This window comes from Ferrimonas kyonanensis DSM 18153 (assembly GCF_000425405.1).
Taxonomy (GTDB): Bacteria; Pseudomonadota; Gammaproteobacteria; order Enterobacterales; family Shewanellaceae; genus Ferrimonas; species Ferrimonas kyonanensis.
The window spans coordinates 56,404-79,416 of record NZ_KE384365.1; the positions used below are offsets into that span (position 1 = coordinate 56,404).

General features: G+C 55.2%; 23 protein-coding genes and 1 tRNA gene. 6 read left to right on the top strand and 18 right to left on the bottom strand.

Annotated elements, in window-relative coordinates:
- Nucleotides 1-4: 4 nt before the first annotated feature.
- Nucleotides 5-718: a tRNA (guanosine(46)-N7)-methyltransferase TrmB gene (gene trmB / locus H598_RS0117675; protein WP_028114191.1), complete on the bottom strand. Its 714-nt coding sequence runs from the start codon at nucleotides 716-718 to the stop codon at nucleotides 5-7.
- Nucleotides 719-808: 90 nt separating this feature from the next.
- Here trmB and mutY point away from each other — a divergent pair, with 90 nt between their 5' ends.
- Together mutY and H598_RS0117685 are read left to right on the top strand one after the other, a co-directional pair.
- Nucleotides 809-1,852, top strand: coding sequence for an A/G-specific adenine glycosylase (gene mutY, locus H598_RS0117680; RefSeq protein ID WP_156897093.1), 1,044 nt, complete (start codon nucleotides 809-811; stop codon nucleotides 1,850-1,852).
- A gap of 56 nt (nucleotides 1,853-1,908) precedes the next feature.
- A complete protein-coding gene (locus H598_RS0117685) occupies nucleotides 1,909-2,184 on the top strand; it encodes an oxidative damage protection protein (protein ID WP_028114193.1) in 276 nt (91 codons plus the stop codon).
- Nucleotides 2,185-2,218: 34 nt separating this feature from the next.
- Here H598_RS0117685 and H598_RS0117690 read toward each other — a convergent pair whose 3' ends face one another.
- From H598_RS0117690 to H598_RS0117765, 16 genes are all read right to left on the bottom strand, one after another.
- Nucleotides 2,219-3,040, bottom strand: a complete 822-nt coding sequence (locus tag H598_RS0117690) for an ABC transporter permease (RefSeq protein WP_035416181.1) — start codon at nucleotides 3,038-3,040, stop codon at nucleotides 2,219-2,221.
- Nucleotides 3,040-3,948 (bottom strand): ABC transporter ATP-binding protein, encoded by a 909-nt coding sequence (locus tag H598_RS0117695; RefSeq protein WP_028114195.1) that lies wholly within the window; start codon nucleotides 3,946-3,948, stop codon nucleotides 3,040-3,042. The genes H598_RS0117690 and H598_RS0117695 overlap by 1 nt, the downstream gene beginning before the upstream one ends.
- Nucleotides 3,945-5,270 carry a nitrous oxide reductase family maturation protein NosD gene (gene nosD, locus H598_RS24835; protein ID WP_051252837.1) on the bottom strand — a complete coding sequence of 442 codons (1,326 nt, stop codon included), beginning with the start codon at nucleotides 5,268-5,270 and terminating at the stop codon, nucleotides 3,945-3,947. Before nosD ends, H598_RS0117695 begins: the two co-directional genes overlap by 4 nt.
- A gap of 9 nt (nucleotides 5,271-5,279) precedes the next feature.
- Nucleotides 5,280-5,807, bottom strand: coding sequence for a nitrous oxide reductase accessory protein NosL (locus tag H598_RS0117705; protein WP_028114196.1), 528 nt, complete (start codon nucleotides 5,805-5,807; stop codon nucleotides 5,280-5,282).
- Nucleotides 5,808-5,856: 49 nt separating this feature from the next.
- Nucleotides 5,857-6,801, bottom strand: coding sequence for an NrfD/PsrC family molybdoenzyme membrane anchor subunit (nrfD, locus tag H598_RS0117710; protein WP_028114197.1), 945 nt, complete (start codon nucleotides 6,799-6,801; stop codon nucleotides 5,857-5,859).
- Between the two features lie 5 nt (nucleotides 6,802-6,806).
- Nucleotides 6,807-7,472 (bottom strand): 4Fe-4S dicluster domain-containing protein, encoded by a 666-nt coding sequence (locus H598_RS0117715; protein WP_051252838.1) that lies wholly within the window; start codon nucleotides 7,470-7,472, stop codon nucleotides 6,807-6,809.
- 99 nt (nucleotides 7,473-7,571) lie between these two features.
- A complete protein-coding gene (locus tag H598_RS24840; RefSeq protein WP_156897095.1) occupies nucleotides 7,572-8,285 on the bottom strand; it encodes a tetratricopeptide repeat protein in 714 nt (237 codons plus the stop codon).
- 43 nt (nucleotides 8,286-8,328) lie between these two features.
- Nucleotides 8,329-9,108, bottom strand: a complete 780-nt coding sequence (locus H598_RS0117725; protein ID WP_028114199.1) for an FKBP-type peptidyl-prolyl cis-trans isomerase — start codon at nucleotides 9,106-9,108, stop codon at nucleotides 8,329-8,331.
- A gap of 36 nt (nucleotides 9,109-9,144) precedes the next feature.
- Entirely contained in the window at nucleotides 9,145-9,567 is a 423-nt protein-coding gene (locus H598_RS0117730) for a rhodanese-like domain-containing protein (RefSeq protein WP_028114200.1), read from the bottom strand.
- A gap of 49 nt (nucleotides 9,568-9,616) precedes the next feature.
- Nucleotides 9,617-11,638, bottom strand: coding sequence for a cytochrome c3 family protein (locus tag H598_RS0117735; RefSeq protein ID WP_028114201.1), 2,022 nt, complete (start codon nucleotides 11,636-11,638; stop codon nucleotides 9,617-9,619).
- Between the two features lie 425 nt (nucleotides 11,639-12,063).
- Nucleotides 12,064-13,008, bottom strand: coding sequence for an NrfD/PsrC family molybdoenzyme membrane anchor subunit (gene nrfD / locus H598_RS0117740; RefSeq protein WP_035416184.1), 945 nt, complete (start codon nucleotides 13,006-13,008; stop codon nucleotides 12,064-12,066).
- Nucleotides 13,009-13,013: 5 nt separating this feature from the next.
- Complete coding sequence (locus H598_RS0117745) at nucleotides 13,014-13,715, bottom strand: 4Fe-4S dicluster domain-containing protein (protein ID WP_035416241.1); 702 nt, start codon at nucleotides 13,713-13,715, stop codon at nucleotides 13,014-13,016.
- A 58-nt stretch (nucleotides 13,716-13,773) separates the two neighbouring features.
- Complete coding sequence (locus H598_RS24845; RefSeq protein ID WP_051252840.1) at nucleotides 13,774-14,472, bottom strand: tetratricopeptide repeat protein; 699 nt, start codon at nucleotides 14,470-14,472, stop codon at nucleotides 13,774-13,776.
- A 43-nt stretch (nucleotides 14,473-14,515) separates the two neighbouring features.
- Nucleotides 14,516-15,307, bottom strand: coding sequence for an FKBP-type peptidyl-prolyl cis-trans isomerase (locus H598_RS0117755; RefSeq protein ID WP_028114204.1), 792 nt, complete (start codon nucleotides 15,305-15,307; stop codon nucleotides 14,516-14,518).
- A gap of 39 nt (nucleotides 15,308-15,346) precedes the next feature.
- A complete protein-coding gene (locus H598_RS0117760; protein WP_371878097.1) occupies nucleotides 15,347-15,760 on the bottom strand; it encodes a rhodanese-like domain-containing protein in 414 nt (137 codons plus the stop codon).
- A 74-nt stretch (nucleotides 15,761-15,834) separates the two neighbouring features.
- Entirely contained in the window at nucleotides 15,835-17,859 is a 2,025-nt protein-coding gene (locus tag H598_RS0117765) for a cytochrome c3 family protein (protein ID WP_028114206.1), read from the bottom strand.
- Nucleotides 17,860-18,384: 525 nt separating this feature from the next.
- Between H598_RS0117765 and H598_RS24850 the strand changes: the two genes are divergently transcribed.
- The 3 genes from H598_RS24850 to H598_RS0117780 are packed head-to-tail and all read left to right on the top strand — an operon-like array spanning nucleotide 18,385 to nucleotide 21,289.
- Nucleotides 18,385-20,292, top strand: coding sequence for a heme lyase CcmF/NrfE family subunit (locus H598_RS24850; protein WP_051252841.1), 1,908 nt, complete (start codon nucleotides 18,385-18,387; stop codon nucleotides 20,290-20,292).
- A complete protein-coding gene (locus H598_RS0117775; protein ID WP_028114207.1) occupies nucleotides 20,286-20,672 on the top strand; it encodes a cytochrome c-type biogenesis protein in 387 nt (128 codons plus the stop codon). Before H598_RS24850 ends, H598_RS0117775 begins: the two co-directional genes overlap by 7 nt.
- A 14-nt stretch (nucleotides 20,673-20,686) precedes the next feature.
- A complete protein-coding gene (locus H598_RS0117780) occupies nucleotides 20,687-21,289 on the top strand; it encodes a TlpA family protein disulfide reductase (RefSeq protein WP_028114208.1) in 603 nt (200 codons plus the stop codon).
- A gap of 61 nt (nucleotides 21,290-21,350) precedes the next feature.
- Here the strand turns inward: H598_RS0117780 and H598_RS0117785 are convergent, their stop codons facing one another.
- Nucleotides 21,351-22,643: a winged helix-turn-helix domain-containing protein gene (locus H598_RS0117785; RefSeq protein ID WP_035416244.1), complete on the bottom strand. Its 1,293-nt coding sequence runs from the start codon at nucleotides 22,641-22,643 to the stop codon at nucleotides 21,351-21,353.
- Between the two features lie 294 nt (nucleotides 22,644-22,937).
- Between H598_RS0117785 and H598_RS0117790 the strand changes: the two genes are divergently transcribed.
- Nucleotides 22,938-23,013 (top strand) — tRNA-Phe (locus H598_RS0117790).

Sequence of the window (23,013 nt, forward strand, 5' to 3'; positions counted from 1 at the left end):
TCTCCTACTCGCTACGGGCGAAAATCAAATCCCAAACTCCATGGCCCAGGCGCTGGCCACGGGCTTCAAATTTGGTTAATGGTCGAAAATCCGGACGAGGCACAAAGGTCCCGTCGGCGGCGGTGTTGGTAAATCCGGGCGCTTCATTCATCTCTTCCAGCATATGCTCAGAGTAGTGCTCCCAGTCTGTGGCCATATGGAACACGCCGCCGACTTTCAATTTACGGCGCACGGTTTCAATAAACTCAGGCTGCACAATACGACGTTTGTGGTGGCGCTTTTTGTGCCACGGATCAGGGAAGTACAATTGCACCCGATCCAATGACTCATCTTGAATGCAATCGGCCAGTATTTCGACAGCGTCATGCTCAAACACCCGCAGGTTTTTGACCTCCTGCTCCTCGGCCGCCATCAGACAAGCACCGACTCCGGGTCCGTGCACCTCAATACCGATAAAATCTTTATCCGGTTCGGCCGCCGCCATTTCCACCAGCGACTTGCCCATGCCGAAGCCAATTTCCAGCACCACCGGGGCATCCCGTCCGAACTCTTCGGCCAAATCGACCAAGCCGTTACCATGCTCTAACCCCATGGTAGGCCAGTAAATTTCCATCGCCCGGGCCTGACCTTTGGTCATCCGCCCTTCCCGTTTTACATAAGACCGCACACGGCGGTGATGCTTGCCCTCGGGCAGCTCTGGCTTTTGCTCTTCAGTCATCTCAACCTTCTCGCGATATGCCTCAGGCGTTACACTGTGACGCCGAAAAGCGGCAATTGTAATTTAGGTAGATAATCGATGGAAGCGAGCATGAAACCATTTTCTGAAAGGGTGATTGAGTGGTACCAGCTCGCCGGGCGTAAAACGCTGCCCTGGCAGCAGCAAAAAAGCCCATACAGAGTATGGATCTCAGAGATTATGTTGCAACAAACTCAGGTCACCACAGTGATCCCGTACTTCCTGAGATTCATGCAGCGCTTTCCGGACATCGAGTCTCTGGCTCAAGCACCGGTGGACGATGTGCTGCATCACTGGACCGGGCTGGGGTATTACGCCCGCGCCCGCAACCTGCACGCCGCCGCCAAGCAAATGCTGACAGAGCATCAGGGCCAGTTCCCCACCGACATCGAACGAGTCATGGCCCTGCCTGGCATCGGTCGCTCCACCGCCGGAGCGGTGTTATCACTGTCTCTGGGACAGACTCACCCGATTCTCGATGGCAACGTCAAACGGGTACTGGCCCGCCATCGGGCCATTAGCGGCTGGCCGGGTAAAAAAGCGGTGGAAAACGCGTTGTGGCAAACCTCAGAGCAATGCACGCCCAGTGAGGGAATTCAAGCCTATAACCAGGCGATGATGGACCTTGGCGCCATGGTTTGCACCCGCAGCAAGCCTGACTGTCAGCGCTGCCCCCTCAATCAGGATTGCCGCGCCTATCTCAGCAACACCATGGCCGAGTATCCGGGGAAAAAACCTAAAAAAGACAAGCCGGAAAAACACTGTCTGCAACTGATTCTGGTCCATGACAACCGAGTACTGCTGGAGCAACGACCGCCATCGGGGATCTGGGGTGGGCTGTGGTGTTTTCCTCAGTTTGAGACTCAACAGCAACTCGACGACTACCTGAGCCAACAGCGACTCGAGAATCACTGTCGCCCCTTGACCGGCTTTCGCCATACCTTCAGTCACTACCACCTGCACATTCAGCCACTGTTGCTGGAACTGACCTCAACCGCTGGCCTGATAGCCGAAGCCGGCCCGCGCTGGTTTTCCCTCAATGAGCCTCTGCAGGTCGGGCTGCCAGCCCCCACCGAAACCCTGCTGACGAAACTGGCGACCGGTGGCCTGAGTTAGTTTTCAGGCCCCGAATTTGATATAAAGACAGCAATCAATCTGCTAAGGATACGACCATGGCACGCACCGTATTTTGCCAATACCTGAACAAAGAAGCTGATGGCTTGGATTTTCAGCTGTACCCGGGCGAACTGGGTAAAAAGATCTTCGACAACATCTCCAAAGAAGCGTTTGGCCTGTGGCAGAAAAAGCAGACCATGCTGATCAACGAGCACAAGCTCAACATGATGAACCCGGAGCATCGACAGATGCTGGAAGGACACATGACCGCCTTCCTGTTTGAAGGCAAAGACGTCGAAATTGAAGGCTACCGGCCGCCGGAAAGCGAATAGCAATAACAGCCCGCAATGGCGGGCTGTTTTTTTATCAGATGGTCCGGGTCTGAAACAGGGCCCGGGTCGCAACCAGCCCCAGTGACAACCAAGCCAACATCAACACCAGCATCAGCCCGAAGCTAAAACTGGAAGCGGTCACCACGCTGAGTACGCCCATCACCGAGTCGTGGCCCACGTACAGCAGATTAGACAACCGGAACAGATCCACCGGATTGGCCAGAATCAGTCCCTTAACCCACAACTCCCCGCCTTCGGCGACGATCATCGCCAGCAGCACCAGGTCGTACAGCAGCACCAACAAGAACCACAGCAACAGTCCTACGGCCACCGCCCGCCCCTTGGTACTGGCCCACAAGCTGACCAGGTAACTCAGCAACAGGAACACCCAGGACAACAGGGTGGCGCTGGTAATAAACAGCGCAAACGCCGACATTACCGCCGCTGCCTGTTCGGCGCCCATACTCACCCCCATGGCAATCGCCGTCACCCCAAAGCCCAGTAAACAGGTCACCGCCAGAATGGCACCCTGACCAAGGAATTTACCCAACAGCAACTGGCCTCGACTGATGGGGTAGGACAGCAACAGCAGCAGGGTGCCCCCCTCCTGTTCACCCACAAAACTGTCGTGCCCCAACAGCAGGGCAATCAGTGGAATAATAAAGGCCGCCAGGGTCGCCAAAGCAGAGATGGTCGGTGCCAGCTGTGGCGCCACCAACTGACCGTTCACCGCCGATCCCAGAAATGCCACCGCCAATGACAACAAGGCGAAAATCAGCGAAGCAAACAGCAACCAACGATGACGAAAGCCGTCAATAAACTCTTTATGGGCAACGATCAGAACCGGGCTGGACATCAGGCCACCTCCTCAGCCAACGCCTGATGCTGGCAATCGTGATAGATCTGCGGCAACGACGGTGGCAACACATTAAAATCAAACACGCCATGTTGATGAATCAACCTCTCCAGCAAAGGCTTTCGCATGCCATCGGGAACCATGAATGCCTGTTCTATCGGGTCATAGAGCGCCGCCAACTGCATATCCCTGCCCGCCAGCCGCTCCGCTCCGGCCACTTCGACCCGGGTCGGCAATCGATGCTTCTGGCGCAGCTCCCAGATGCTGCCCTGTGCCACCGCCCGGCCTTTGGCCAGTATCAAGGCACTGTCCAGATGCTTATCAATCAGCGTCAACTCATGGGTACAGATGATCACCGCACAGCCCTGCTGCCGAAGGCCCGCCACCTGCTGATACAGCATCGCCGACGCCTGAGGATCCAGGCCGACGGTGGGCTCATCGAGGATCAACACCCTGGGCTTGGCCAGAATCGCCTGGGCCAGACCCAGCCGCTGCCGCATCCCCTTGGAGTAGGTTCTAACCTTTCGGGACTGAGCATGGGCCAATTGCAACTGCTCAAGAACCTCCTCCACCCGCTCGCCGCCAATGCCCCGCAAACGGGCAAAATAGGTCAGCAGTTCCAATCCGCTAAGGTTGTCATACAGGCTGACATGTTCCGGCAAGTAACCGATGGAGAGTCCGGCGCGGTTGGCCGCCAGCGCGGGATCCTGGCCCAGCACCCTCACCGTCCCTTCATCGGGACGATTAAGGCCGAGAATCAACTTAATCAGGGTGGTCTTACCGGCGCCGTTGTGACCCAGTAACCCCAGTAGCTGCCCGTGTTGCAACTCCAGGCTGACGCCGTTTAAGGCGTTCACTCCGGAAAAACGTTTCACCGCGCCACTGACGGTTACGGCACTGTCTGTCATCGTTCATTACTCCAACTGGCAGACCTCTGCGGCTGCCATTGCCATTGCGGCACCATCTTGGGCCGGTGATCGCTGATTCCCGCGCTGTCTGCAGTTTGAAATTGCTGTTCCAGCCAGCGCAGAACGCTGACTACCGGGCTGTCCATCAAGAACCGTCCTTCCGGGTAGATCCAAAACAATCGGTCCAGGGCATCATTGGGACGATAGCTCTGATCGCCGATGCCATCGCCATCCAGGTCCCAGCCAGAATAACTGCTCCAGAAATTTCCCACCCCTCGATGACTCCAGTCCAGCACATGCTCACCGACGTACTTCACCTGAACGGTGTTATGAATAAACAGGTTGTCATAGATGAGGTTACCCTCACCCCCCATGGCCATGGAGATGCCTATCTGCGAGGACTGAAAGTGGTTACTGCTGATCTCGTTATCACGAGCGCCATAGATAAAAACCCCTTTTCCCTCACCGTCAAACACTTCTGCAGCCCTGGGGTTCGACACTCCGGATACGTAGTTATGCCGAACGACGGAGTCATTCGTGATGTTCAGCAACACACCAAACTCTATGGCATCACGAACCCGGTTACCGATAACCTTGATCCGCTGCGACCCCATGATGGCGTAGCCGCCCACCACATCCCAGCTGTCATTGCCGCTGGCACCAGAATCTTTGGCGTACATGTAATGAACCGGATACTGCTGCTCACTCATACGGTTATCATCGATGTCCACCCCGGAGCAGGACTCCACATAGACACCATCTCGACCGCCAACCAGTCGGTTATTGGTGATGCGGGCAGGCCCCGTGCCTTTCAGGTAGATGCCGTCGCCCCGTTCGATCACCCGCGAGCTGCGATCCCCTTCGATGCGATTGCCCAGCAGCTCAAACCCTTCGCCCTTATCAAACCGAATCCCAAAACCCGGTCCCTTAAGCTGGGCATTGACCACCTGAATCCGGGAAACCTCTCGACCGCGAATACCAGCATCGAGTTGATACAGATCCGCGCCCCAGTTCCGAATGGTCAGGCCGTCGATGCGAACATCATCACTGGCAACAACAATGGCACTGCCCTGACCGCCAGCATCGATAATGGCACTGGCAGGGCCTGTCAGGGTCAGGGGCTTATCAATACGCAGTTGAGTACGATACACCCCAGGTGCCAGCGACAATTGGTCTCCGGCACTAGCCTGGCCCAGCGCCTGCTGCAACTGCGGCACGGTGGATACAGAAAAATGAGCGGCCTCACAGGTGTGAGGGAGAGACAGTAACAGACAAGATGCCCACAACAGCCAATGAGATAACCGGAAGCCGCTCGAAATCATCGCCAACCCTTAGTGATTATGCTTGTGCCCATGGCCGCCCATGGTGCCAAGGTTATCCAGAGTCAGCTGGTCAAAACGCAGCACCTCGCCACCGTAGGAGTTGGCAAAGGCGTTGGCCACATTTTCAGAACTGAAACTCGCCAGAGTCGGGCCCATAGCGCCGTTGCGGGAGGAGCCGGTGACGAACCAGGCCTCGTGGGCATCCATAAAAGCCGAGTCGGCGGGCTTATCCCAATCGGTCTGAGCCAGGTCATGAACCCAGACTTGCGCCACCTGGCGCTGATTCTGGGGCTGAAGAATGAACTGGAACAGATCGCCGGTAGAACAGAATGCCATCGCTGCCTGCTGGCCCTTGAGCTGAACCACCCCTTTCGGGCCAGGGTAGCGGGTAATGAACATGCCACACTGATGACAGCGTCTCTGCTCATCGATGTGGGTCACAGCGGCTTGCGGTGCCGCTACGGTCGGGGACTCCGCCTGTGACTGACCACAACCGGACAAAACGAGTGCAACAAGTAAAAATGGCAAGATTCGCATAACAACTCTCAATACGTCAGGGGGAGGAGACCTCCCCACTCTTTGATAATCAGATGGTGTAGATCTGACCGGCATACAACAGGAACAGACGCAGGCACATCATGCCACTCACCACACTGCCTCCTGTCAGATAGAATGCCTTGGCGGAATGCGCAAATCGTTGACCGAATGCAAAATTCACAACCAAAGGCAGGGCAAAACCGAGACCCACCACACCAAACCAGAACAGGCCGGACCAACCGCCCTGAGAAAACGCTCCGGTCGCGGCCTGACTGGTGGCATCACCAAAAATCAAACCACTGAAGAGCATAAACAGGAACATCCCTTCCACCGCCATGATCGGCCACTCGGCGCCATGCAACAGCTGCATCTCAGCGCTGTGAAGCGGTTCTTTAAACCAGGTAACCGCCACCATCTTGGCCATCGCCGTCCCCGCAGACAGACCAGAAACGATAAACAGCGCCGGCAGCAGTGAGGTATTGATAATAGGAAAGCTGATAAGGGCCGAGATCAGGAAGCCGGTATAAGCACACACCGCCACCGCCAGCACCAGTGCCAGCATCTCCATCGGTCGGCGCCAGGCCAGCAGACGATCCAGCCACGGAGCCAGCCAGGCCAGCGGCTCAATGGCCACCAGCTCATCCCGCAGGGCGATGGCCGCCATCACTGCGGCCAGAGGGATGTACACCATCAACACGATAACCCCGAGGGACATCACCGAGTTCAGGTTGTAATAGATAAGAATCTTCCAGAAAAACAGTGGATTGGTAAGATCCAGTACCAAACACAACATCCCCAGACAGATGGTGACAAACGCCACCAAAGTCGCTGCTTTCAGCAATGGGGTATTGCTGTGCTGCTGTTTATAGAAACGCAGCAGTAACGCCACACTCAGGGCACCACCGGAGATACCGGCAAAAAACAGGTATACGGCAATGGGCCAGGGCCAGGCGATGCCCTGGGTCAGCCCGGTGGAAAAATCGATTCCATTCATAATGGTTACACCTCAGGCTTGGTAATGGCGATGTAGTGCAGGCTCGGTTCGGTACCGAGGTGCGGCTTAACCCGGCTGGTATTTTTCACCGCCAGCAGTTTGCTGACGTAGGAGTCCGGATCATTGGCATCCCCAAACACCAGGGCCTTAAACTTGCACTGCGACACACAGCCAGGCAGCTCACCTTGGGCCAGCTTGCTGTGAAGACAAAAATCGCAGTTGTCGGCGACCTTAGTCTCCTCATTGATGTACCGCACCTTGTAAGGGCAGGCGGCGATGCAATATTTACAACCGGCACACTTGTCGGCATCCATGGTCACGATGCCGGTCTTAGGGTCTCGGTAAGCGGCTCCTGTTGGACAAACCATTACACAGGGGGCATTTTGGCACTGCTGACACGACACCCGTACGTATTTGCGCTGGCAGTTGCATTCGGTTTTACCGCAGGTGGGGCACACCGCTCCCGGCACCCGATCACTTTGTCGCTCCAGGGTCAGCCTCGCTACTCCTTGCGGCAGGTGATTGGCCTTGTTGCAGGCCTCTTTGCAGCGTCCACAGCCGACGCACTTGCTCTGATCAAACAGCATCACGTAATGTGGTCCGGACTTGGCCACTGCGGGATCCGTCGATCCGCATCCCGCCGTCGCCACAGCCAGAGAGCCGGCGCCCATGCCCTTAAGCAGGTTCCGTCTCGGTAAATCGATGTGTTTCACATCATCCTCCAACCATCTCTATCGTTATTATCTGCTGCGCCATCACTGCCCCCAGGCTCAGGGCTGACCAGTCAGTATTTTTGCCTGTGCCCGGGTTAGTGCATTGCCGATGGCCCGTCTCTGAGCCAGGCCGACATCGCCTTGCAACAGCCGCTGCCAATGCTCGATAGCCAGGTCATACTGACCCTGGCGGTAGGCATGGCTGGCCAGCAACTCCCGTGCAGTAAATTCAGTGTCATCCCGCTCCAACGCCGACCGAATCAGGCTGTTGACCTCCGGTGTCAGTTGACGTCCGTCGCGGTAATACAGGTATTTCGCTTTCAGCCCCAGCAAGTCGGGGCTAGTGCCGGACTGCGCCAGTAGCGCGTCCAGAACATCCACCGCCTCGGCGTATTTCCCCCCGGCGGCGTAGTCCTCCACCAAGCGCAACTGAGCCTGAGGATCCAAAGGATGCTGCTCGGCACTCAGCCGGCTCTGATTAATGGCGGCCTGAAGTAGGTAGTCGACCCGAACCTGGGGAATGGCACGATTCCAGTCTGAATAGCGCCCCAGGTGCCAATACAACAGCAGGGATGAGAAGATGAGAAAGGTCAGCATAATCAGGGGAGTCCCCTTGATTATCGAAGCATAGGCTGAGCCATTGGCAGCGTCGGTTGGTGCCTTCGCGTTGCCAATGGTAGGCAGCAGTGCAGTCAGCCGCAGGTGATAACCGATGATGAAGGAAGTCACCACCAACAGCACCACACTCATTGCTACAGCCAGGCTAATCATATCTGTCCTCTGCCCTTCCCGGATTCGAATCGACGTATTCGGATTATTTCTGATGGAACATGCCAGACATGCCGGCATTGCCCATGCTCATTCCCATGCCTTGGTGGGACTGACCAGGCTTGTTGGAATCGATCAACTCGATCTCAAACACCACCGCCGCACCGCCGGGAATCACCCCCATGCCTTCGGTGCCATAAGCCAGTTCCGCCGGAATGGTAAAGCGGTAGGTTGAACCGACGGGCATCAGTTGCAGCCCCTCTTCCCAGCCAGCGATGGAGTTGATCAGCGCCACCTGTTTCGGCTCACCCGCTTCATGGGTATCCTGAAACACCGTGCCATCGATCAACTGGCCTTTGTAATGCACGGTAACTGCATCTTCGCGGGCCGGCTTGTCGCCCTGGCCCTGAACCAGCACTTCATACTGCAAGCCGGATTCGGTCACCGATACGCCCTCTTTGGCGCGGTTTTCATCGAGGTAATCCACCGAGGCCTGAGCCACTTCCGCCACCAGGGCGTCGCGGCGCTGTTTTTTCACTTCATTGAGCACTTTGGCCCGAGCATTCAGCACATCCACCAGAGCATCGTTATCCAGTTTCAGGTCACCATTCACCGCATCGGTAAACCCCTGAACGATCTGCTCCAGCTCCACATCCAGGCCGAACTCTTTCTGGGTCACAATCTGTCCATTGAGGTATTTCCCCAAAGACGCGCCGATGGCATAGGACTCTTGGCTGAGCGTCTGCTCCTGTTTGGCCACAACCGAAGTGCTGAAACACACGGCCACAGCCAGGGAAATCATCATTGGTTTTGCAATCATCTTCATCACGTTCTCTCTTGAACTCGGGAGTTAGTTTCAGGGTTAGGGCTTTTCAGTCGGGCGTCCTGACATTCGCCACCCATAGATGCCGTCGGGCATCTGTCTGACGTTGGTGTAACCCAGCTGCATCACCGAAAACGCCGCAATTTCACTGGCATTACAAAGACGGTTGGCGCAGTAAAAGATCATCTGGGCGTTTTTGTCTTCTGGCAGCAGGGACTTCCAGTCTTCGGTAAAGAAATGAACCGCTCCGGGAATGAAACCTTCTGCCCACAGCTCAAGGGTATTTACATCAAAGAAGTACACCTCTTTGTTACCGACCAGCTGTTCCGCTTCCTGCATGCTGATGTAGTTCAGTTCCATCCGGTAATCGTCGGCAGGCCGTATCTCGTCGGCGCCACCGGCCAGCGTCGACGGGGCCAGCAGGGCCAAAGCCAGAGTCGCCGCAGTCATGAGTCGTTGCATAGTCAGTTCCTTAAATCGCCCCCGACACTACGCCGGGGGCACGTCGGTATTACTGGTTGTAACCGGCTTCATCCATGATGGCCTGAGCTTCCTGAACGTAGATCCAGGCATCACTCATCATCCGCTTCGCCAGCGTCGGTCCATGGACACCCCAGGAGCCGTCTTTTTCAACCTTGGCAGCGGCTTCACGGGCCTTATCGACCATCATCAGCACCTTGGCCTTGTCAGAGACCGACAGGCGGGTCACATTCATCAGCTCATCGATGCGGCTGATCTGCTTCACCACCTTGGCGTGGGTCTCTTTCACTGGCTCCTGCCACTTCATCACTTCACCGTAGATCTCGATCTGGTCTTCGAAGTGAAGGCCTTCATCCAGTTCGGACTGGAACTGGCTGTGACAGCCTTTGCCGTTGACAACGGTCAGGTCCAGCGCCGAAGTACGGGCACAGGTCCACATCAGATCCAGGTAGGAATAACCCTCTTCATCCTGAGCCACGGTCCAGCCTTTGGTGGTCGCCTTGCGAGGCAGACCTTCCGGCGGATTCAGCGTCTTCTTAGTCGGGGAAACTTCGATGTTCCAGATGTGGGAAGCTCGAACGTTGTCGAAACCAGCCTGATCGTTGAACTGAATCGCGGTGAACTTCTCACAGCTGCCCATGTTGGGCATGTGGCAAGAGGTACAGTCGTTGTCGGCGTGAGGCGCCGAAGACTTGTGGAATTCAGCCTGGGCCTGGTGACAATCGGCGCAGTCCTTCTTGATCTTGGTCTTGGTGAAGCCAGACAGGTAGTTGCCATCAGTCACTTCATGAGGATCGTGACAGGTGGAGCAGCGCATACCCTTGTCATAGTGCTTGGAGTTGAACATCTGACCACCCTCGGTACCACAGGATGGGCAGGAGCCCTTCATCTTCACACTGAACGCATCTTCCGGCTTGGCATTCGGGCCTTCGGCCATCTCTGCCACGTAGTTGAAGCGCTGGTGACAACGTTCACAGTTAGACGGCATGCCACCGCCGACACCGCCATCCAGGTGAGCACCGGCGCCGTGACACTCTTCACAGGAGATGCCTTTGGAGATGGTGTGTTCACGTAGCTTCTTCGGATCGCCGAGGGCGTCGAAAAACTCCTGCTTGTTCTGGAAGTCGAACTTAAAGGTATGGCACATCTCACAGTAGGAAGATGCCGGCTGGAACAAAAACTCTTTATCCTTCTTGGCACCATAGGAGTTCACCCCCCAGGTATCGGAGCCAGAATCACCAAACTCTTCCATAGTTGCCGGGAACTCAGGAATCACTTCCTTGATTTCGCGAGCCTTTTCTGGAGTCAGGAAGGTCAGCCAGTTAACCGAGAACTGGTTACCACCGGCATGCAGGGTGCCGGTTCCGTCTTTCAGTAGACCATCTTTTACGTGGTAAGAGCCGCGCACCAACCAGGCGTCAATGAAGCCGTACTTGGTTCGCGGAGTGCCGATTACCGCGTAGATGGAATCTTCGGTGATCCCCTCAGGCAGAATGGTCACATCGGTGCCAAACATCCCCTTGCTCAGATCACCACCGACCTCTTCCATCTCATCGGGGAAGCGAACCACTTTGGCGTGGCGGGAGCGTTTCCACTTCTCATACTGAACGCCGTGACACTCGCCGCACTTTTCTGGGCCAATAAACTTATTGGGGTAGTCCAGAATAGACTTGGCGCCCAAACGGTACTGAACCGCCATCGGGCGGCCATTCTTGGCGCTGTAGTCCTCGGAATTACCGGTATGCAGATACTCTTCACCCCGATCGGAGATGTGTGGCTTACCCACCATGCGGCCTTCCGGTGCATAGGTTTTGAACACCGGGTGGTTCTCAAACAGGAAGTCCCACAGCTCTTTCTCCTGCACAATGTAGTCGTGCAGGCTCTTTACGCCCTTCTTTTCCTCAGTGCCATCGGGGTTACCCATGATCATCTGAGCCTGAGGCGATTGTTTGTAGCCTTGGCTACTCTGAGCTGCATCGGATGCAGAGGCAGATCCTGCCGCACCAACACAGATCAAGGCGGCCAATGACGCCTTCAATTTCCAGCCTTTCATCATTATCTCCTACAAAAGGTTATTGTTCCTTGCCTGGTGCAGCCGTTCTTGCTGAGGCCGGCACCGGTTTCGAATCAATTCAATCCAAGAAACGCCGCTATAAGACCAGAAACGGACCGAAGGAAACCGGAGCTTAACCACAGTCACCACGCGCTTTAGAACTCAAACCTTGCAGTCAAAAATAAAGCCAAATAAAGTTAATAAATTCAATTGGATAAAAATAAATAAAAGCAATTCAATGATGATTAAAGAGGCCTTTTTGTCCTTCCTTCACCGGCAAAAAAGATCAAAAAACCGGGTGCAGTCATGGTCACTTCGAAGATTTAAGATTTGTGCGATCACCGTCACGGCAACAAAAAACCGCGCTTCCCCGAAGCGAAGCGCGGTGGTCACTCGGCGGAGCCTGACACTCCAGGTGGTGACGCTTAAATGGAATAGATCTGACCGGCGTACAGCAGGAACAAACGCAAGCACATCATGCCGCACACCACGCTGCCACCGGTGAGGTAGAAGGCGCGGGAAGAACCTGCAAACTTCTGCCCAAACGCAAAGTTCAGCAGCAAAGGTAAAACAAACCCCAGTCCCACCACGCCGATCCAGAACAGACTGGACCAACCGCCCTGTGAGAAGGCATTCATCGCCGCCTGGCTGGTGGCATCACCAAAAATCAGCCCACTGAACAGCATAAACAGGAACATCCCCTCTACCGCCATGATCGGCCACTCGGCACCGTGCAGCAGAGTCATCTCTTTGCTGTGCAACGGCTCCTTGAACCAGGTCACAGCCGTCATCTTGGCCATTGCCGCTCCGGCAGACAGCCCGGAAACAATAAACAACGCCGGCAACAACGAGGTATTGATGATGGGGAAGCGAATCAGCGCCGAGATCAGAAAGCCGGTGTAGGCGCACACCGAGATGGCCAGTACCAGCGCCAGCTTCTCCAGCGGCCGCCGAGTAAACATCAGTCCATCGATGATCCCCTTGAGCCAGCTCAATTGCGGCATGGCCACCAACTCATCCCGCAAGGCAAAGGCTGCCAGCAGCGCCGCCACCGGAATGTAGAACAGCAGCACTATCACCCCGAGGGACATCACCGAATTCAAGTTGTAGTAAACCAGTATCTTCCAGAAAAACAGTGGATTGGTCAGATCCAGCACCAGGCACAGCATGCCAAGACAGATGGTGACAAATGCCACCGCCGAAGCCGCTTTCAGCAGCGGCGTATCGCTGGTCTGCTTGTGAAAAAACCGGATCAACAAGGCGATGCTCAGGGCGCCGCCGGAGATGCCGGCAAAAAACAGGTACACCGCGATGGGCCAGGGCCAGGCAATGGCATCACCAAGACCGGTCGTAAAATCTATGGCAGTCATAATGGTTACACCTCTGGCTTAGTGATAGCGAGGTAATGCAGGCTCGGTTCGGTACCGAGATGCGGCTTGATACGGCTGGTATTTTTTACCGCCAGCAACTTGCTGACGTAGGAGTCCGGATCATTGGCATCGCCAAACACCAGCGCCTTGAATTTGCATTGCGATACACAGGCTGGCAACTCCCCTTTGGCCAGTTTGCTGTGCAGGCAAAAATCGCAGTTATCGGCGACCTGAGTATCCTGGTTGATAAACCGAACCTGATAAGGGCAGGCAGCGATGCAGTATTTGCAGCCAGCGCACTTATCGGCGTCCATGGTCACAATGCCGGTTTTGGCATCGCGATGGGCGGCGCCAGTAGGGCAAACCATCACACAGGGTGCTTTCTGACACTGCTGACAAGACACACGAACGTACTTGCGATCGCAGTTACACTCGGTTTTACCACAGATGGGACACACCGCTCCGGGCACCCGGTCACTCTGACGCTCCAACGTCAGCCTGGATACGCCTTCGGGCAGATTATTGGCCTGGTTACACGCCTCCTCACAACGGCCGCATCCCACACACTTGGTCTGGTCAAACAGCATCACATAGTGGGGCCCTTTACCGTTCTGAGCACTGGGGTCCGTCGAACCGCACCCACCCGCCAGAACCGCCACGGATCCGAGCCCCATGCCCTGAAGCAGGCGCCGTCTCGGTAACATCATGTCGTTCACATCATCCTCCAACCATCTCTGTTTTTATGGTCGCGGTCCAAATCAGTCCCTAGGGCTGCTGTCTGGCCGCTAATTGCTTGGCTTGGGCGCGAGTTATGGCACTCTCAATAGCGCGACGATATGCTCCGCCATTGCCGCTATCGAGAATGACCTGCCAATGTTCAATGGCCGTACCGTACGCCCCCTTGCGGTAAGCCTGAGTGGCCATGAACTCTCGGGTGGTCACATCGGAATTGTCCAGCTCCAGGGCCTTGGATACCGCCGCTAAAGCCTCATTACCAAGTGTCCGGTTATCCCGGTAGTACAGGTACTTCGCTTTCAAACCAAGCCGTTGAGCACTCTCCCCATTCAGGGAGATAAGCTGTTCTATCACCGCTACCGCGTCGGCATACTTACCGCCAGACGCGTAACTGTCGGCCAGTTGCATTAAGGTGTCCGAATCCTGAGGCCGAGTATCGGCCTCCATCCGGCTCTGGTTGATCGCTGCTTGCAGCAGGTAATCGACCCGCTCCTGAACCACGCCGCTGTTCCAGTCTCCATAGCGCCCCAGTTGCCCATACAACAGTGAGGATAAGAGGATGAGACTGATCAACATCCATGCCAGCCACCAGGGCGACACGCAGATGATCCCAAGGGCAGACTCTTCGGCTCCGGACTGGCACTGACGCCGGACTGTACGATGACTGAGCGCCACCGTGGCAGCCATGGCCAACAACACCAGTATCAGAGCGAGAGATAAGCTATTCATACCGGACAACCGCCTTGCTCAGGTTTGGGTCGATTCCCACAATTTATTGATGAGTCAGGGTTGGTGAGGTCACTATTCCCATACTCATGCCCATGCCTTTACCCATATCAACCCCCTCATGGGCCTGGCCGGGCTTTTTGGTTTCGATTAACTCGATCTCAAAAATCACCGCGGACCCACCGGGGATGGCCCCCATTCCTTCCTGGCCATAGGCCAGTTCGGCAGGAATGGTAAAGCGATAGGTTGACCCTACCGGCATCAGTTGCAGTCCCTCTTCCCAGCCGGCAATGGAATTAATCAGCGCCACCCGCTGCGGCTCGCCGCTTTCATGGGTATCCTGGAACACATTGCCGTTGATGAAGGAGCCTTTGTAATGCACCGTAACCGCATCTTCCCGGGCCGGCTTAACCCCCTCTCCCTTGACCAGCACCTCATACTGCAAACCAGACTCGGTGACGGTGACGCCCGGCTTATCACGATTCGTAGCAAGGTAGTCTCGCGACTCTTCGCTTAACTGCTTCAGCAGCGCCGCCTGACGCTCATCCTGGCGAGTATTCAACAACTGCGCCCGCGCATTCAGCACGCCGACCAGGGTATCGTTGTCCATCTTCTCGACCCCATTGACGGCGTCATTGAAGCCGGCAATCAGCGATTCCAGATCCACATCCAGCCCGAACTCCTTCTGGCTGGCCATCTGCCCGGTCAGGTACTTGCCCATGGACGCACCGATGGCATAAGACTCTTTCGCCAGATCCTGCTGCTCAGCCTGGGCGCCCGCACTGAAACAGGCGCTGACCGCCAAAGACACCAATAAGGGTTTGATAATTAACTTCATAATCTGCTCTCTCATTCGCTCACTTCAGAGGATTCGGGGTTAAGGTTTTTCCACCACTCGACCGGACATGCGCCAGCCGTAGATGCCGTCGGGCATCTGCCTGACGTTGGTGTAACCCATTTTCATCACCGCGTAGGCCGCAATCTCGCTGGCATTACACAGGCGGTTGGCACAATAAAAAATCAGCTGGGCATCCTTGTCTTCCGGAAGCAACGACTTCCAGTCTTCAGTAAAGAAATGCACCGCTCCGGGAATAAACCCTTCGGCCCACAGCTCCAGCGTATTCACATCAAAAAAATAAACGTCTTTTCGCCCCACCAGCAGCTCGGCCTCCTGCATGCTGATGAAGTTCAGCTCCTGCCGAAACTCCTCCGCAGGCCGAATCTCATCGGCACCACCAGCCATCAGGCTCAAGGGAGCCATGGATAACAGCGCCACTACTAAAATTCCCATTGCTCGCATGCTGTGCCTCTCTTGCTACTCAAACAAAGCTGCCCCCGACACATCGGTGCCGGGGGCAGTCACGATTACTTGCTGTCGTAACCGGCGTTATCCATGATGGACTGCGCTTCCTGAACGTAAATCCAGGCATCGCTCATCATGCGCTTGGCCAACGACGGACCATGAACACCCCAGGAACCGTCTTTCTCCACCTTAGCCACCGACTCACGGGCCTTATCGACCATCATCAGTACTTTGGCTTTTTCGGATACGGACAGGCGAGTGACGTTCATCAGCTCATCGATGCGCTCCAGCTGCTTAACCACCTTGGCGTGAGTCTCCTTAACGGGCTCCTGCCACTTGGTGACTTCACCGTAGATCTCCATCTGGTCCTCAAAGTGCAGGCCTTCATCCAGCTCAGACTGGAACTGACTGTGGCAGCCCTTACCATTGAGCACGGTGCGGTCCTGTGCCGAGGTACGGGCACAGGTCCACATCAGATCCAGGTAGGAGTATCCCTCTTCATCCTGAGCCACGGTCCAGCCCTTGGTGCTGGAGGTACGCGGCTTGCCTTCCGGCGGATTCAGCGTCTTCTTGGTTGGGTGAACCTTGATGTTCCAGATGTGGGACGCTCGTACGTTGTCGAAGCCAGCCTGGTCTGGATACTGAATCGCAATGAACTTCTCGCAGCTGCCCATGTTAGGCATGTGACAAGAGGTACAGTCGCTTTCGCTGTGTGGCTTGGAAGATTTGTGGAACTCGGCCTGCACTTCGTGACAGTCGGCACACTCCTTCTTCAGCTTGGTCTTAGTCACACCGGACAGGTAGCTACCGTCAGTCACTTCATGAGGATCGTGACAGGTGGAGCAGCGCATGCCCTTGTCGTAGTGCGCAGAGTTGAACATCTGGCCACCCTCGGTACCACAGGATGGACAGGCGCCCTTCATCTTCACAGTAAAGGCATCTTCCGGTTTGGCGTTCGGGCCTTCGCCCATCTCTGCCACGTAGTTAAAGCGCTGGTGACAGCGTTCACAGTTGGACGGCATGCCGCCACCGACACCGCCATCCAGGTGGGCACCGGCGCCGTGACACTCTTCACAGGCAATGCCCTTGGAGATGGTGTGCTCACGCAGCTTCTTCGGATCGCCAAGGGCGTCAAAGAACTCCTGCTTATTCTGGAAATCGAACTTGAAGGTGTGGCACACCTCACAATAGGACGCTGCCGGCTGGAACAGGAACATCTTGTCCTGCTTGGCACCGTAAGAGTTCACCCCCCACACATTGGAGCCGGAGTCGCCAAACTCCTCCATAGAAGCTGGGAAATCTGGGATCACCTCTTTAATTTCCCGGGCCTTCTCTGGAGTCAGGAAGGTCAGCCAGTTGACAGAGAACTGGTTGCTGCCCGCGTGCAGAGTACCGGTGCCGTCTTTCAGCAAACCGCCTCGAACGCTGTAGGAACCGCGCACCAGATAGGGGTCAATATAGCCATATTTGGTTCGCGGGGTTCCAATAAGGGCGTAGATGTAATCCTGGGTAATCCCCGACGGCAGCAGCGGCACATCGGTGCCATACATGCCCTTTTTCAGATCACCACCGGCTTCCACCACCTCTTCAGGGAAACGAACGGTTTTAGCGTGACGGGAGCGCTTCCACTTCTCGTACTGGACACCGTGGCATTCGCCACATTTCTCCGGCCCAATAAACTTGTTGGGGTAATCCAGAATCGACTTGGCACCCAGGCGATACTGGGCCGCGCTGGGGCGTCCAACCTTTTCGCTGTAGTCTTCGGAATTACCGGTATGGAGGTATTCTTCGCCCCGATCCGAGATGTGCGGCTTACCCACCATGCGCCCTTCCGGTGCATAGGTTTTGAAAACCGGGTGGTTCTCAAACAGGAAGTCCCACAACTCTTTCTCCTGAACGATGTAGTCTTGCAGTGACTTAACGCCTTTTTCTTCCTCGGTGCCATCGGGGTTAGCCAATATCATTCGAGCCTGAGGCGACTGTTTATAGCCCTGGTCACTTTGTGCGGCATCAGAGGCCTGGGCCGAGCCCACCGCTCCAACACAGAACAAGGCGCCTAAAGAAGCCTTTAATTTCCAGCCTTTCATCATTATCTCCTACAAAAGGTATTTTGTTTCCCGCTAGGTGACGCTCTTTATTCGAAGCTTTGTCACCAATTCAAGTCTGCTAGTGCCAAGAAACGTAAATAATGAAAACAGAAAGTTACTGGATAAATGTGGAACTGCCGCACAAATTAACTTCAGTTTTTTTTCGCCCCCCAACCCCCACCAGCAATTACCAAATAATACCCATAAAAACAAAAGCTTAACCAACAAACGAGCAGGGGCGCCACTAATGTTTTAATAGGTTTTTTTATTAAACAAAAGAAGATAAAAAAAGATAAAAAAAGAAAACAGCCAAGGAATAACCAAGAATAAAAAACATAATCACATCTAAAAAGGCATCAGGGTAAACAGTTTCGAACTCCAGCCAAACTAATTACTTTCTTTGGTCACACTTTTAATTAATGCCTGCGGCACCGCTATTTTTTCAGTGCTAAGGTAATTCCATCCGTTCAGCGCCACGCTTTTCCGTAACTGACATTCTGTACCCACGACCTTGAGAGGCCAGTTGTGATTCCTGAGATCGGTCACTTTCTGCTAATTATCGCCACCTCACTGGCGCTGTTGATCGCCAGCTTCACCCTGTTTTGGGGGCGGCCAATCGAAGCCTATCTGGCACGCATGACGCAGCCTCTGACACTGTTAATGGCAACCTGTGCCCTACTGGCCACCGCCACTCTGGTGTACGCATTTCTGGTCAACGACTTCTCGGTAGCCTATGTCGCCCATCACTCCAATACCCACCTTGCCTGGTACTTCAAGGTCGCGGCCCTATGGGGAGGACACGAAGGCTCTATTCTGTTCTGGACGCTGGGATTAACCGTTGTCACTGCCAGAGTTGCGGCCGGTCATCACTACCCCAATCGCTTCGCTCCCCGGGCCAGCAATGTGTTAGCGATGATCAACTTTGGCTTCCTGCTGTTTGTACTCTTTACCTCTAACCCCTTTTCCCGGCTGCTTCCGGAGGTGCCGGTGGAGGGACGAGATCTCAACCCCATGCTGCAGGACATCGGCCTGATACTGCACCCGCCCATGGTATTTCTCGGTTATGTGGCACTGACAGTACTGTTTGCTGGCGCCATCACCACCCTGCTCAGCCGAGGCAGCCACAGTGGTGACAGCGGCTGGTTTCGTCGCTGGAATTTAATTGCCTGGTTTTTCCTGACTCTCGGCAACCTGTTCGGCTCCTGGTGGGCATACAACGAACTTGGCTGGGGTGGTTGGTGGTTCTGGGATCCGGTGGAAAATGCCTCCTTTATCCCCTGGCTGATCAGCTGCGCACTGCTGCACACCTTGCATCTGAACCGCAGTGAGAATGCCATGACCCTGACCACCCTGTTGCTGTGTCTGTCTGGCTTCAGTGTCAGTCTTATCGGCACCTTTCTGGTCCGTTCCGGTGTCATTCAGTCGGTGCATGCCTTTGCCGCCGACCCTAATAGAGGCATGGGCATTCTGATCCTGCTGTTGGCGACCATCCTTCCCGCTCTGGTGGTGTTTGCGCTGCGTGCGCCACGGCTAAAACGGGGCACCCCGCTTCGTGGCGGCAGTAATCACTGGTTGGTGATGGTGGCGAGCCTGCTGCTGATAACCGCGGCGTTCTCGGTATTGCTCGGAACCTGTTACCCGTTTATTTTCAGCGCCATGGGACTCGGAAGCATCTCTGTCGGCGCTCCCTATTTCAATACGGTTTTCATCCCCATTGTTAGCCTGTGTGCCGGCCTGCTCGGCTGGGTCACCCTGCCGCAGGCGACCTGGAATATTCGCAACAAAATAGCGTTGGCTGTGATGGTTATCCTGGCCGCCACCGGCTTAAGCCTGTACCAGGACAGCAGTGCTCCGGTGTGGATGTGGCAAGGGTTCGTGTCGGCCTTCTGGATCGGCAGTTGCCTGCTCATTGCTGCGGCCCATCAATTTAAGCACGCCCGCCTGCGTCTGCACCTGCCCTCGACTCTGGCCCATGCCGGCGTTGCCGTATTCATACTCGGCGCCACCGTTCTGTCCAACTTTGAACAAGCCGCCATGGTCAGAATGGGACCGGGCAACGGCAAAGTGGTTGCCGGCCTGACCGCCGTGTACGAACAAACGGATCAAGTGGAACATCGGGCCTATCGCGCCATGCAAGGCACGGTACGCATCGAAGACAGTCGTGAACACACACTGACCTACCTGTATCCACAACGTCGTACCTACATGGATGACATGAGCGAAATGACCATCGCCGGGGTTTACCACTCCCTATTGTCCGATCTCTACCTGTCAATGGGACCGGCGGTCAGCGACAGCGAATATCTGGTGCGCATCAGCTACAAACCCTGGGTTCGGCTGCTGTGGATTGGTGGCTTAATCTGCGCCTTCGCCGGCGCCCTGGCCTGGCGGCGAACGCATCGAGAAACCCATCGGGAGTACCCACTATGCTGAAATACCTGACGTTAATACTGGTACTGCTGACATCCCCGTCGTTCAGCGCCGAACCCCTCAGTGGCGCCGAACTGCATCGGGCGGTCAATGCCATCGCCGCCGACCTGCGCTGCCCCTCCTCGGTGAATCTCAATGTACTGGAGTCTGAAGCCCCCATCGCCTATGAGCTAAAAGGCCAGATTGCTGAGCAGCTGAATCAGGGCAAAAGCCGTGACCAGATCATCGACTTCCTAGTGCAGCGCTATGGTGAACAGATTCATTACCAACCAGCCCTCACTGCCGGCACCGCCATGTTGTGGTTGCTGCCTCTGCTGCTGGTCTCCACCATCCTGCTGATACTGGTGTGGCCTCTACTGCGTCAACGCCACACTCAACACTGAAAACGGACTCTGCTATGAAACTACGTCCTCTCCTGCTGTCTCTCACCCTGGCAGCCTGCAGCCTGCCCATCCACAGCCTGGCCTCAAACCTGCCCAAGGTATACCCCACCGGTGAGCCCATAGAAAAACCGATGATCATGACCAAGTTCGTGGAATTCAGTAACGCCCGCAAACCACCGGAGCTGATCTTCGACGACCGTCAGGGCAAGCCGGTTTCCATGAACCAACATCGGGGCAAGGTCACCCTGATCAACATCTGGGCCAGTTGGTGTGGCCCCTGCATCAAAGAATTACCGGCCATGCGTCAGTTGGAACAGGATTACGCCCACAAAAATCTGAAGGTAGTGCCGGTTTCCATCGACGAACTGTCACCCGATGAGGTGTATGAAGTTCTGGCCAACTATCAGTTGGACGACATCGACTCTCTGTTCGATATGGAGCACAGCATGAACGGCGTCATGCCGGTCAATGTGGTGCCGGCCACCTATGTGCTGGACAGTAACGGCAACCTGGTCGGCTTTGTGCGCGGTTATCTGGACTGGGAAGACAAAGACGTAGCGCCCTATCTGGATCAGCTAATTGACAAGTACACTCACCTGGACACCGCCACTCAATAACCCGGTGTTACCATCAAAAAAGGCGGCCATGGGCCGCCTTTTTTGCTTCATCAATACCGATTTACATCGCCATGGTCGACTGCTTCATCCAGGCCACTGTATGACCATAGAACGGAATCACCCAGGCCGCAGAGTGCTCATCCTGATAGAATCGATAGAAGTACAGCGCCTCATCCGACAAGCTCTGACGACGCAGTTCACGATAATACGGCAGCGCCGCCGGCGTAACTACCTCGGGTTTGTGCAGATTGCGGGAGTTGGTCGATACCTTAAACACATCGATCTTGTGGTCACCGATATAGGCATCGTAACGGACAAACTCACCTTCGAAGTCGTACTTGATCGGCGACGTCTTGCAGTCTTGATCGGTAACGCAGAAAGACGCAAAGAACATCCCTCTGGAGTCATCCTTGTAAACCACTGAGATATTGTGATCGACCCTGACCAGCAGTTGATCATTTCGTGGGAAGTACAGATCGGCGCTGTACATATGTTCCGTCAACTCCCCTTGATGATAGGGAATGGTCGGCAGCTCAATGCGGTTGTACCGGATCCGCTGCTCCATGATCTTGGCCAGCTCAAAAAACACCGGCAGATCCATATTCACTTTTTCGGTGGTAGGGAAATTGATGTTGATGATGTCTTTGCCGGCGCACCCCTTTCCAGTTTCAAACCCGGGACAGATCGAGATTGAGTCGGTATTACCATCCGTTAATGCAAACGCTTTATAATCGGCAATCACCGGCTGCACATAGCTGCTGCCAAAATGGCGCTGCCAGCGAGCCAGCTCGGCATTGGTGGCCTTCGATGACGCCAGCACATCCGTCTGCCCCTTGGCGTTGCCAATCTTTAACTTGCCAGACTCAATCCAGACCCAATCACTCAAGGTGTTGCTGGCATGAATTCGAGGAAACTGCAGCACAAATACCAACCCTACCACCAGTAGTAGAGCCATGACCATCAACGCCATTCGAGTCCGCTTGGGGCTGGTCTTTGGCGGTTCCTGGGCCGGCGACGAGACAACTGCCGGAGCGACCACCAAGCCGTCATCATTGATCACCACCTGATACCCACGACGAGCCACCGTCTTCAAGCTGAATTCCGGATAGGGTTCGAGCTTTTTTCTCAGAGTGCTGATGCATTGGATCAGGGACGACGGAGCCACAACCCGCTCGGGCCAACCCACTGACAACAAATCTTCCTTGGTGCAAATTTCATGCTGCCTGACCACAAGGTGATGCAATACTGCCGACTCTGCAAAAGAGAGCTTCACCTCATCGCCGGAACGCTGATCAATCAGACACAGATGCTGATTGTCCAGCACAAGATAACTTGTTAGCTGCAAATGTTTCACCACGGCTGCCTAATTCAATTTCGTAAAAAAGAGCTGATCATTTTTACTCTCAATTCCAGAGCGCCAAACGCTCCCACAAGTCATTATGCCAACAGAGAAACCACTATCCTGTGATGGTTTTCTCAGAAACTAAGTCGCTGCAGAATCAATCCCTGATACTTCCATAAATGAGCCGGGTTCTGCCTCGAAAATGTCTCCCAGAGTGATAAAAACGGAGATTTTTTCAGCAAACAACTGGCCATTGAGTAAAATTGTTTGACTGCCACCGCGCAAACCCGTTTAATACGCCCCGTCGCCTCGATAGCTCAGTTGGTAGAGCAGGGGATTGAAAATCCCCGTGTCCCTGGTTCGATTCCGGGTCGAGGCACCA